General features: G+C 58.0%; 8 protein-coding genes. All 8 read left to right on the forward strand.

Annotated elements, in window-relative coordinates; translation table 11 throughout:
- Window positions 1-190 precede the first annotated feature (190 nt).
- Genes pseB through EK23_RS21895 form a run of 8 tightly spaced genes read left to right on the forward strand, consistent with a single transcriptional unit; the run spans window position 191 to window position 12,554 of the window.
- Window positions 191-1,234, forward strand: coding sequence for a UDP-N-acetylglucosamine 4,6-dehydratase (inverting) (gene pseB, locus EK23_RS14835; RefSeq protein WP_045226159.1), 1,044 nt, complete (start codon window positions 191-193; stop codon window positions 1,232-1,234).
- A complete protein-coding gene (pseC, locus tag EK23_RS14840) occupies window positions 1,231-2,373 on the forward strand; it encodes a UDP-4-amino-4,6-dideoxy-N-acetyl-beta-L-altrosamine transaminase (protein ID WP_045226160.1) in 1,143 nt (380 codons plus the stop codon). Before pseB ends, pseC begins: the two co-directional genes overlap by 4 nt.
- A complete protein-coding gene (gene pseF / locus EK23_RS14845) occupies window positions 2,370-3,071 on the forward strand; it encodes a pseudaminic acid cytidylyltransferase (protein WP_045226161.1) in 702 nt (233 codons plus the stop codon). The genes pseC and pseF overlap by 4 nt, the downstream gene beginning before the upstream one ends.
- Window positions 3,068-4,096: a UDP-2,4-diacetamido-2,4,6-trideoxy-beta-L-altropyranose hydrolase gene (gene pseG / locus EK23_RS14850; RefSeq protein ID WP_045226162.1), complete on the forward strand. Its 1,029-nt coding sequence runs from the start codon at window positions 3,068-3,070 to the stop codon at window positions 4,094-4,096. The genes pseF and pseG overlap by 4 nt, the downstream gene beginning before the upstream one ends.
- Complete coding sequence (locus EK23_RS14855; RefSeq protein WP_045226163.1) at window positions 4,097-4,693, forward strand: formyltransferase family protein; 597 nt, start codon at window positions 4,097-4,099, stop codon at window positions 4,691-4,693.
- Window positions 4,694-4,745: 52 nt separating this feature from the next.
- Window positions 4,746-5,735: a pseudaminic acid synthase gene (gene pseI / locus EK23_RS14860; RefSeq protein WP_268748187.1), complete on the forward strand. Its 990-nt coding sequence runs from the start codon at window positions 4,746-4,748 to the stop codon at window positions 5,733-5,735.
- A gap of 19 nt (window positions 5,736-5,754) precedes the next feature.
- Window positions 5,755-7,008, forward strand: coding sequence for a class I SAM-dependent methyltransferase (locus EK23_RS21890; protein ID WP_052808206.1), 1,254 nt, complete (start codon window positions 5,755-5,757; stop codon window positions 7,006-7,008).
- A complete protein-coding gene (locus EK23_RS21895; RefSeq protein WP_052808207.1) occupies window positions 7,005-12,554 on the forward strand; it encodes a rhamnan synthesis F family protein in 5,550 nt (1,849 codons plus the stop codon). Before EK23_RS21890 ends, EK23_RS21895 begins: the two co-directional genes overlap by 4 nt.
- The last annotated feature ends 75 nt before the right edge of the window (window positions 12,555-12,629 follow it).

Below are 12,629 nucleotides of genomic sequence, written 5' to 3' on the forward strand. Positions count from 1 at the left end.
GCGCCTACAGTCAATAGTAGGCCACGATGACAAATATGACCTACATATTGTGTGTGGGGGGTCGTTTTTCAACACCCTGTTAAATGACAGTTTTTAATCACCTTCTCTCTTGGAAGTTTCTGCTCCATTTGACCAACCACTTGCCCTTCACTAAATTTTAATTACTAATACAAAAGGAGCGCTGCCTGTAATGTTCAACGGAAAGTCAATTCTTGTAACAGGCGGAACCGGCTCTTTTGGACAGCGGTTTGCCCGGACGATTCTGGAACACTACGAACCTGCCCGATTAGTGATCTTTTCCCGGGACGAACTCAAACAGTTCGAGATGCAACAGGTGTTCGACGGCCCCTGCATGCGTTATTTCATAGGCGATGTGCGCGATCGTGAACGATTGGTACAAGCCACAAAAGGTGTGGATTACGTCGTGCACGCGGCAGCCTTGAAGCAGGTGCCTGCCGCCGAATATAACCCCATGGAGTGCATCAAGACCAATATCTATGGCGCAGACAATGTGATCCACGCCGCGCTTGCCAACAACGTCGAAAAAGTAATCGCACTCTCCACCGACAAAGCCGCCAACCCCGTCAACCTATACGGCGCAACCAAATTGGCGTCGGACAAGCTGTTTGTGGCCGCCAACAATGTGGCGGGCAGTCAATCGACCCGATTTGCCGTTGTCCGCTACGGCAATGTCGTAGGCTCACGAGGTTCGGTCGTGCCCTACTTCGCGCAGTTGATTGGCCAGGGAGCCAAAGAATTGCCTATCACGGATCCTACCATGACACGGTTTTGGATCAGCTTGGACGAAGGCATCCAGTGCGTGGTTAAGAGCTTTCGGCGCATGCAGGGAGGGGAAATCTTCGTACCTAAGCTCCCATCCTCGCGAATTACCGATCTGGCAAAAGCGATGGCGCCGCATCTCCCGCAAACCGTGATTGGCATCCGTCCGGGTGAAAAACTTCACGAAGTGATGTGCCCGCGGGATGATTGCCATCTCACGGTGGAATTCACCGACCATTTTGTCATCCGTCCCGCCATACGCTTCTTCGGGCTTCAGTCAGACTACGCCCATAATGCCCTCGACGAGATCGGCTCCCCCGTCCCACAAGGTTTCGAATATTCATCGGGCAGCAATCCGGTGTTTCTCTCGGTTGAAGAGATTCGCTCCCTACTCACGAAAAGCGGTTGCTACCCCGACCGCCGGCACGCCGACCGGCGCGGAAAACGCGCATGATCCCTTACGGCCGCCAGCATATCGGAGATTCAGATATCGCCGCAGTGGTCGATGTGTTGCGGTCCGACTGGCTGACACAGGGACCTGCGATACCCCGCTTCGAACAGGCCGTAGCCGACTACTGCGGAGCGGCCTCCGGCGTGGCAGTGAACAGCGCAACCGCGGCCTTGCACTTGGCGTGCCTCGCTCTGGATTTGGGGCCGGGAGATGTTCTTTGGACTAGTCCCATCACTTTCGTCGCTTCGGCCAACTGTGCGCGTTTCTGCGGCGCCGCAGTAGATTTTGTAGATATTGATGGCGAAACGCTCAACATGAGCGCGGAAGCGCTGGAGGCCAAATTGCACCGGGCCAAGCATAGCGGGCGGCTTCCTAAAGTCGTGGTGCCTGTGCACTTTGCCGGGAGAACGTGTGATATGGCTTCCATTAGGGAACTATCAGAGCGATACGGGTTCAAGATTATTGAGGACGCCTCGCATGCCTTAGGCGCGCAGTACAAAAGTCAGCCGGTAGGCGCTTGCGCGTTTTCGGATCTGACCGTATTCAGTTTCCATCCTGTGAAAATGATTACAACAGGTGAGGGTGGAATGGTCTTGGGCAACCAAGGCAAATTCATGCGCCGAATAGAGCGTCTGCGCTCTCACGGAATTACCCGCTTAACGAATGAAATGGATGGTGAGAGCCACGGCGACTGGTACTATCAGCAGACCGAGCTCGGCTACAACTACCGTATGACGGACATGCAGGCCGCGCTGGGCACATCGCAATTGCGAAAGCTCGACGGCTTTCTCGAGATTCGCCGTCAGCTGGTGCGGCGCTATAACGAGTTGCTTGCGGATTTGCCGGTGCGGGTTCCGATTTACGATGACCGATCAGCTTGGCACCTCTACGTCATCCGTCTTGAGACACCCTACCGCCGCCGGGCTGTTTATGATTCTATGCGGGCCGCCGGAATTGGCGTCAACGTGCACTATATCCCCGTTCATCTGCAACCCTATTACCAGGAATTGGGATTCGAGCCCGGCGACTTCCCAATCGCGGAGGCCTACTATGCCGCAGCCCTTACACTGCCGCTTTACCCGGATTTGGCTGATTCGGCCCAAATCCGAGTGGTGGAAGCGCTGCGGGATGCCTTGTCATGAGGCTTGCCGTGATTCCCGCACGTGGCGGCAGCGCACGCATTCCGCGGAAGAATATCCGACTTTTCGCCGGCCGCCCCATCATCGCACATTCGATTGAGGCCGCCTTGAGCGCCGGCCTTTTCGATCGGGTCATGGTATCCACCGAGGATACGGAAATCGCGCAAGTGGCCCAGCACTGGGGGGCTGAGATACCGTTCATGAGGCCGCCCAGTCTTGCCGATGCGCATACCGGTACCCACGCGGTGGTGAGACAGGCCGTCCAATGGCATTTGGAGCACAGTCAGCCGGTCGAGCATGCCTGCTGCATCTACGCTACCGCGCCGTTCGTCCGCGCGCAGGACCTTTCCGAAGCCTACAGAAAGCTCGTGGAATCTGGAAAGTCGTTCGTTTTTTCGGTAACCCAGTTCGAATTCCCGATCCAGCGGGCGCTATCCCTCAGCCGGGACGGGGCCGTCCATGCCCTTTACCCTCAGTTCCGGGAGACCCGCTCCCAGGACCTGGAGCCCGCTTGGCACGACGCCGGCCAATTCTACTGGGGGACCGCCGGAGCGTGGCTCGATAATACCGCGCTGTTTTCCCCGGCTTCGCTGGGATTCGCGTTACCTTCGCACCGGGTCCAGGATATCGACACTGAGGAGGACTGGCAGCGCGCCGAAGTGCTATTCGAAATACTAGCCAGGGGCCTTGGGCAGAAATGAGAGTTCTATTCCGCGCCGATGCTTCGACATCCATAGGCAGCGGCCATGTGATGCGTTGCCTGGCGCTCGCCGCGGAACTGCACCGCCAGGGCGCGAGCCACACGGCATTTATTTGCCGCGACTTGCCCGGCAGTCTCGCTAAGGCGATCCGCGCCGGCGGACATCGTCTGTATCTGTTACCAAACAATGCGGATTGGACGGCAGCGGCTGATGCGCGCACCTGTCTGGCGGCACTGGAAACTACCAATTGGGATTGGCTGGTGGTGGACCATTACGAACTAGACCCAGCCTGGGAAGACTGTCTGAGGCGACATGCCAAACGGGTTCTCGCCATTGACGATCTGGGCGGACGACACTTATGCGATTTGTTGCTCGACCAGAATCTCAAATCCGGAATTCACGACCTTTACGCCCAGCACACACCGGCCACCTGCCGGAAACTGCTTGGACCGCGGTACGCCTTAATGCGGCGACAGTTCGTGGACGCCCGCAATATCCGGTCAGACGACTCTCGGGTACGTCGGATCTTGGTTTGCTTCGGCGGAGGTGATACCACCTTGCCACTGCAGAAGACGCTGGCGGCGCTGCATTATCCCGGGAAAGCGGGGGTCGCCATCGATGTCGTGCTGGCGCGATCCGACCGCTCGCTTCTCGAACAGGAATGTCTGGGCCTGCCCTCCGTCATTTTGCACGACGGCGTGGAAGACATGGCGCATCTGATGGCGCAGGCAGATCTGGCCATTGGCGCGGGGGGCAGCAGCACCTGGGAACGCTGCTGCATGGGACTGCCCGCCCTGACGGTAAGCCTGGCCGACAATCAGGACGCCATCGCCGAACAAGCGGATCGGATCGGTGTGGCCCGACACCTAGGGCGCCTTGAGACCCTCACCGTGCAAGGGCTCAGTCGCGCCGTTCACGACCTGATCGACGATTCCGCCGGAAGAACCGCAATGTCGCGGGCCGGCATGGCGCTGGTCGACGGCCTCGGGGCAAAACGAGTTGTACAAGCCATGGGGGAAATCTGAATGCGTATTCTGCTCTTGGGCCCTGAGCGTCTAAGCCTCCTGGGTTTTTTGAAAACCTTCGGCGACGAAGTTAGCCGGACCGAGGAGCGCTTGCCGACGCTCACCCGGTCCAGGCCTGATTACGATTTTATCGTCAGTTATGGCTACCGCCATCTGATCCGACCGGACTGGATCGCGGCCTTCCCGCAACAAGTTGTCAATCTGCACATTTCCTATTTGCCATGGAATCGGGGATCGGACCCGAATCTCTGGTCGTTTCTGGACGATACCCCCAAGGGTGTCAGCCTTCACTTCGTCGATGCGGGGCTCGACACTGGCCCGCTTATCGCCCAGCGCGAGGTCGCCATGCAGGAAGCTCAGGAGACCCTGGCAAGCAGTTATGTGTGCCTCAACGAGGCGATGGAAGAATTGTTTCGTGAGCATTGGCCCGTCATCCGCGCAGGCAAGTCCGTTCCCGTGAAGCAAATCGGCGCAGGCAGCAGCCACCGGCTCAAGGACCGAGAAGCGGTGGCCCACCTGCTGACACAGGGATGGAAAACGCCCGTGTCGGAATTGGTAGCCGCCTATCGCGCCATGAAGGAGGCTGGAATTGCATAGACCGTCGATTTCATTGTCCGGTCGCGAGCTTGGGTACGCGAATCCGCCCCTGGTGATTGCGGAAATGTCCGGCAATCACAACCAGTCCTTGGAAAGGGCTTTGGCCATCGTCGACGCAGCCAGCCGGGCGGGTGCCCATGCCCTTAAAATTCAGACCTATACCGCCGACACGATGACCCTGGACTTAGATGTAGGCGAGTTCCACATCGAGCATCCCCTATGGGGCGGCCAATCCCTGCATAAGCTTTACCGCCAAGCCTACACTCCCTGGGAGTGGCACGCGCCGATCTTTGCCCGGGCACGGTCGCTGGGACTCATTCCATTTTCCACGCCATTCGACGAGAGCGCCGTCGATTTCCTGGAATCTCTCGGCGCACCGGCTTACAAGATTGCCTCGTTCGAGAATACTGACCTGCCGCTTATCCGCAAGGCGGCGGCTACCGGGAAACCCCTCATCCTGTCCACCGGCATGGCCAACCTGGCGGAGCTTGATGAGACCGTGAGGGCCGCTCGCGCCGCAGGATGCCGGGAACTCATCCTACTCAAATGCACCAGCACCTACCCTGCCAGCCCGGAAAACTCTCATCTGCGCACCATTGCGCATATGCGCGACATGTTCAATTGCGAAGTAGGGTTGTCCGACCACACGATGGGCATCGGTGCCGCCGTGGCCGCTGTGGCTCTCGGGGCCACGGTGATTGAAAAGCACTTTACGCTGTCGCGCGCCGACGGTGGCGTGGACGCCGCGTTTTCGCTGGAGCCAGGCGAATTGGCCAGTCTGGTGATCGAAAGCGAACGGGCGTGGAAAGCTCTAGGCGAAGTCAATTACGGCCCACACGATGCCGAACGCCAATCCATGGTTTTCCGCCGCTCCCTCTACATCATCCGCGATTTGGTTGCTGGCGAGCGTTTGTCTGCCGAGAATGTCCGCGCGATACGGCCAGGATTCGGGTTGCCAACCAAGTACCTCGACGTGATCATCGGGAGGCCGGTCCGGAGCGATGTCGCAAAGGGTACCCCCGTAAGCTGGGATTTAATTTAGTTTCCAACGAGGCAGTCACATGCAAGTGAATGAATTGATCCAGTGGAAAACGCAGGCCTGGAAGGACCCGCAGATGGTCGCCTGGTACGACCAGCGCATGCGCGACGAATCAGGGATCAACCGGCTGAAGAACCATATCGAAATCCGGTTGTGCTCTGCCTTGGCGGCGGGGGAAGAATTGCTGGATGTAGGAACCGGAACTGGGCGGGCATCAATTCCCCTCGCCAGGCAGGGCTTCAAGGTCAGTGCCGTTGACAGTTCTCAGGCCATGCTGAAGCAATGCGCCTTGTTGGCTGGAGACCTCAAGATGGAATTCAAAGTGGCGGATGTGGCCACGCTACCTTTTCGCGCTGGGCGTTTCAATACGGTCATGGGACTGAACGTACTGGTCCATTTCCCGCACGTGGACTCAGTCCTTCGCGAGTGGCAGCGCGTCTGCAAACCCGGTGGGCGACTTTTTTTCGATCTCCTCTCCAAGGACCACTATTGCGCGGCACATGGCATCTCCGAACCGGAAGCAGACAGGCAGCTGAACAACGTCCAGTTCGACCGCTACAACATGGCCCTCTCTAGCCGTGACGTCGTCAACCTGGCCGATTCCCTGGGCTTGTCCATCGTCAGCGTCATCCCTTACGGTTTCTTCATCATGGGCTATCCAAACTACTGGCTGGAGAAAACCTTGGAGAGGACCCATAGCTGGAAGCGCTTCCTCGGCCTGCTCAAATCGGATGACTCGCTCTTTAACTTCGCCGCGTTCATCGACGCCAACCTGGTCAACCTGCTGCCCCCACTGGCAGCCCCGCGTATTATGATCGCCTTCGACAACAAACCAGACAGGGATGGCAACCAAGCGTGGTTTGAGCGATGGTCCAACTTTCAACGCGAAGCCGCCACCCGTGAAATAGATCTGGCCTTTCTGCGTAGCCGCATCCCGACCCTAGACGAAAACTGGCGGCGTGAGCTGAACGGCCACCTCCGTCACCCACGGAACCTCGTTTTCCTATATCAGACGTTCGAGACCTTGCGGCTAGTATTGCCGTCGCTGAACCTGGAGGGCCTGATTGACGGGGAATGGCTGAGCACTCTGGAGAGTTGGCGTAGGCAGGACGCGGCGGATCGTCAGCTCATGGATTTCTGCCGTAACTGGCCGGCAGGGACAGGGGCCGCAACGGCGCTCGATTTCGCGGGCATCCCGCTGGCGCCCGGCTTCGAATACGCGTTGATGAACCGCTTGGTCGCTTGCTACAACGTCCGAAAGGCTGACGCCTTATGAAGCCTGCCGCCATTCTTTATTTCCTGTGGGATAAAAACCTGTCCGTGCTGGACAGTTACCTTTCCCGTTGCAGCCGCGTCGTGATAACCGGCCACGGCTTTTGTACCCCCGAATTGATGTCCGTGGTCGATCGCCACGGTTCCGCGCTGGTTCGGGTGGAGGACCTGCTCACGTCAGAGGATCACGGCTGTCTTGCCAGCGAATTTGAACAACGCTATCAGAAGTGCCGGGAATCCTTGCAGCCGTCGGCGGTTACGGACCCGCTCAATGGGCTGGCAGCCAGGGAGAAGGTCCTGGAAACCCTGGAGGAGCAGTTGCCCGCCGCCTTGCAATGGATCAAGGCTCTTGAACAGGCATCTTCCTGCTACGCAATCGACCTGCTGGCCGTAAACGAAGAGTACATGCTGTTCGCTAGAAGCGCCGTGGCGTGGGCACGCGCGCGCGGCATTCCGTCGCTGCACCTGATCCACGGACTGGCCCTAAGCACACCATACACGGTACACCGTCACGCCGACGCCGACATCACGGCCGTGTTCGGCGAACGCGGTGTGGAGCCATACCAGGACATGGGAATACCGGATGAGCGCCTGCGCGTCACCGGCAACCCTGCCTGGGACGGCTACCCCCAATTAGCCGCCGCGCGCGAGGACGTCCGCAAGGAACTTCTGGCCTCGGCGGAATTGTCTCCGGATCGACCCGTGGTGGTATTTGCGACGACATGGACCGCCGACCTGACGGTGATTCACGACACGAGCATCCCAGCGGAGTTGATGCGGCAGGTTTTCCGCGCGGTGAAGGTTCTTCTTGATACAGAGGGGCTGGCCCTGCAGCTTGTCGTCAAGGATCGGCCGGGTGCCGACTATGTCCAGGTCGGTCGGGAGCAGGCCTTGGCGCTTGCCCGCCGCGAAGGTCTGGAGGAGGAGGATTTCTGGTATCAAACCACGGATACCGCAAGATGGGTGGTCGCAGCCGATGTTCTGATTGCCTGCGACTCCAACATTAGCGTCGAGGCCATGATGGCCGGCGTGCCGGCCATCAACTTGCTGAACCTTAATGGTCTGCGCTTGGGCCCTTCGTTCGATGCCGACTCCGGCATCCTGGAGGTCGAACCCGCGCAACTGGCCGCTGCCCTGCGGCGTTTGCTCACCGACGCGGCGTTTCGCGAGCACCAACTGCAGCAGGCCCATGCGCGGGTCGGCTACTACAATCTCGGGTTCGACGGTTCCGCGAGCGAGCGGGTGGCTAGCCTGATGCTAGAAATGGCCAGGCCCTGCCGTCAAGGCCCCGACGCGATGCCGCCCGCCCCTCGTCACTTTGTCTGGCAGTCGCTGGATGCGCACAGCTCAGCGGTCGAAGACATTCAAGCTGAATATCACCACCACGTCCGCCACGAGCTCATCGCCCTGTTTCAGCGCGCGCCCAACCGGATTCTTGACGTCGGCTGCGCGGCCGGGGTGACTGGGGAAGCGATCAAGCGCCAATTTCCAGAGGCCACCGTCATTGGAATCGAATTGAACGAGTCCATCCTGGGCTTGGCACGTAAGCGTCTGGACCGGGTCATCGCGGGGCGGATCGAAGAGCTCAATCTGCTCGATCACGACATACACCCAGGTTCCATCGACACCGTGATCCTCGCCGATGTGCTCGAGCATACTTATAACCCTTGGGGTGTCTTGGAGCGACTGAAGCCATACCTGACTGTCGATGCGCAGGTGATCGCCAGCATTCCCAACAGCCGGCATCTGAGCCTGCTCGCAGACCTGGCCCATGGCAACTGGACTTATCGGGAAGAAGGCCTGCTCGACATCACGCACATCCGCTTTTTTACGCTCGCCGAAATCGAGAAGTTGTTTAGGGAGACCGGATACGTTATCGAGCAAGTGGATGCTACACGTACATTGGATTTTCCCAAAGTAAAGCCTGGGGGCAGCCTCACCGTCGGCAAGCTGGTCCTTAAGGATCTGAGCGAGCAGGACATTTTCGAACTGCAGGCGTTTCAGTTCTTGGTCCGCGCTAGGCCGACCGATTCTCGCACCGGCCTGTCCGTGGCCCCACCCGTCAAAATCGCCGTGGTCCTTCATCTGTATTACGAGGACCTATGGCCGGAGTTTCGGAATGCCATCAAACAAATAGATCAGCCATTTACCCTATTCGTTACGTGTCCTACGGAAAAGTTTTCAGGTACCAGTGCATTGGTCTCATTCGACTTCCCGGATGCGCAGATCTTTCCACACGAAAACCGTGGACGTGACATCCTGCCCTTTCTTTCCCTGTTGCCAAGCCTTATTTCTGACGGGTTCGAAATCGTCTGCAAGCTGCACTCAAAAAGGTCTGGTCACGTCGAGCAATTGAATGCCCCCGGTGTCAAACAGGAGTGCTCCGAACTCGGCATAGACCCGTCGATCTTTCTGGAGAGAGACAAGTGGCGCCACGACGAATTGAACTGTCTGCTCGGTAATCCGGTTCTGATCAATAACATTATTGCGGGGCTCAACGCTTCAAGTGGGCACGGATTTGTCGTTGGGGAGGCATTCGACTGCCCGCTGGCCTTCCGGATGGCCAAAAACATCGACCTGGTGAGCAAGCTTGCATCAAGGCTAGGAATACCCCTGTATGACTTCACTAATCAGCGCTTCCCGGCCGGTTCGATGTTCTGGGCAAGAACCGACGCATTGAAACCCCTCCTCGATCTGAATCTCCAATCATCAGATTTTCCTGATGAGAAAGGGCAGTTCGACGGCACCGCGGCACACGCAATCGAGCGCATTTTCTACCTAGCCGCCACACTGACAACGAATTCGAATGTGCTGCTGAGCGATGGGGGCAAGGTCTTCGAACGTGATGGGGAAAGCAGAGCTGTTGAGCGCTCGCCTTACCAACTATGGCGCACGCGCCACGATAACGCAGCCCTGAATAGTGCTAGCGCCGACAACGACCTGGACAGCTGCAGATTCATGCTTTTCGGGGGCGAGATGCCACCGGCATTACTGATCAACACGCTGGATTCTCTTGCAACATTCTTTGTGCCCGATTGGAGCCTGAGCATCTTCAGCACCAGCGCTGCACCCGATGCCATGTTCGATGAATTGGAGAACCTGGAGTGGGTAAAGGTGGATGACCCTGCCGAGCTTCACGCCGCGATCACGGCCCGGGCCGACCGCGCCGATGAAACATGGCTGATCATTGCCCCTTGCGGAGTCGCGTTCGAAATGCGCCTTCCCTGGATGCTGGCACAGTACGGCCGGCTGAATAAAAATTCGCACCTATATTACACCGATTCGGATGTAACATTTCCCGGTCGCAGCGTGGCGGAAGGCTTTCTGCGTCCGGATTTTAACTTGGACCTGCTGCGCTCTTGCGACTATCTTGGCGAACTTCTGGCTATTCGCCGCACATCTTTCTTGGAGGTCGGCGGGCTCGCGGTTTCGAACGCCGCCATGCTTTACGACCTTGCTTTGCGCGTTCTCGACCGTTTCGGAGAAAGTGCGCTGGGGCACATCGATGACGTACTTTACCATGTGCCCGAAAACTGCCTTCGCGTACCCGAAGCGGGAGCGCACCGACAAGCACTGCTCCAACATCTGGAACGTAATCAAATAAGGAGCTTCATCTCTGACGGCATGATTCCGGGTACTTGGCGGGTGACATACCTACCTGAGGGCCACCCTAAAGTATCCATCCTTATTCCCACAAAAGATCAAGTCGATCTGCTGCGTGCCTGTGTCGACAGCATTCTGGCAATGACCAAGTATCCCGACTACGAGATCATAATTGTCGACAATCAAAGCACGCAGGCGGAGACCCGCAAGTATTTCGAGTCATTGAAGGTCCATGCCGGTGAGGTCCGGGTATTGACATACGCCAAGCCGTTCAACTTTTCTGCCATTTGCAATCTCGCGGCCAGGGAGGCCACCGGCGAGTACTTTTTGCTCCTGAACAACGATACTGAAGTCCTACAAGACGCCTGGCTGGACTTGATGATGTATCACGCCCAGCGCCCGGAGATTGGAATCGTCGGGGCCAAGCTCCTGTTTCCAGGGAGCAAGCAGGTCCAGCATGCCGGCGTATTGCTCGGCTTGGGCGGCATTGCGGAGCATCCCTTTCTGGGTCTGCTCGGACCAAATGACCCAGGTTACATGGCACGAGCGGTGGTTGACCAGGACTTGTCAGCAGTCACGGCTGCCTGTCTGCTAATCCGCCGCAGTGTCTACGAGCAGGTGGGAGGGCTCGACGAAAACCGATTCAAGGTCTGCTATAATGACATTGATCTTTGCCTGAAAGTTGGCCAGGCGGGTTACAAAGTGCTTTGGACGCCGCACGTGATGCTGATACATCATGGCAGCGCCAGCCAGCAGGCCGAGGCCCGTCAGCCCCACAAGGCGCTCAAGGCCCAAGAGCGGTTTGAACGCGAGCGCGAGGCGATGGTTGAAAAGTGGCTGCCCAACCTGGCCCGAGACCCCGCCTATAACCGACACCTCAGCCTCATTCACCGAGACTTTCGGGTCGAATCTGACTTCGTCGTCAACTGGGATCCACGCATCCCACCCCAAAAAACCCGCATTCTCGCTTGGACCCTTGACGGCGCACCCTGCGAATACCGGGTCAAAATTCCCCTGCAAGCCCTGAATCAGGCCCAGGCGACGGAGTCTAGCCTGGTTTACCCACCAGGCATGGGCATGATCCGCAGCCTCTTGGTGCCGGAGATCGTTCGAGCCGCGCCACACATCTTCACGACCTCGGTTTTCCTGGGGCTGGAAGATCATCTCGATATGCTGCGGCAGTTGAAGAAATACACCGAAATCCCTCTGGTTATGCACTTGGACGACTTCGTAACAGCGGTACCGAAAGGCAGCGGGGTATACGAGAAGCGACACACACCGGGCAACCTGAAGAAGATTTTGGCTCAGGCCGACCGTATAGTGACCTCGACGCAGCCCATTTATCAGTCGGCAAAGGACCTGTGTGCCGATATCATGCTGTTACCGAACTATCTTCCGCGCTTCCTATGGGAAGGTTTGGCCTCCCGTCCGCGCCAGGGACAAAGGCCGCGTGTGGGTTGGGCCGGAGCTATGCAACATGGAGGAGACCTGGCGCTGATCACCGAAGTGGTGAAAGCGACCGCGACCGAAGTCGACTGGGTTTTTTTCGGGATGTGTCCTGACGAACTGCTGGGTTCAGTCTGCGAATTCCATCCCTTCGGTGCCTTCAATGCTTATCCGCCCAAACTGGCCAGTCTAAATCTCGACTTAGCCATCGCGCCTCTCGAAAACAACAAGTTCAACGAAGGCAAGTCCAACCTGCGCCTGCTTGAATACGGCTTTCTGGGGTGGCCGGTGGTCTGCTCAGATGTTCTGCCCTACCGCGATGCACCGGTGAAGCGTGTCAGCAACAAGCCGTCTGCCTGGATCGAAGCGATTCGAGAGCGCGTGAACGACCTTGATGCCGCCGAGCGGGAAGGCCAGGAGTTACAGCACTGGGTTCTTGACGGTTGGATGCTTGAAGACCATTTGGAGGAATGGGCCAAGGCCTATAGCTTCGGGGTCTAGCAGCGCTCCCAATCCTACGCCCACGAGACGCCCCCCGTGGAAATTACGAAAGGCGGCATCCGGTCTATGCTGGAT

Origin of the sequence: Methyloterricola oryzae (assembly GCF_000934725.1) — a bacterium.
Classification (GTDB): domain Bacteria; phylum Pseudomonadota; class Gammaproteobacteria; order Methylococcales; family Methylococcaceae; genus Methyloterricola; species Methyloterricola oryzae.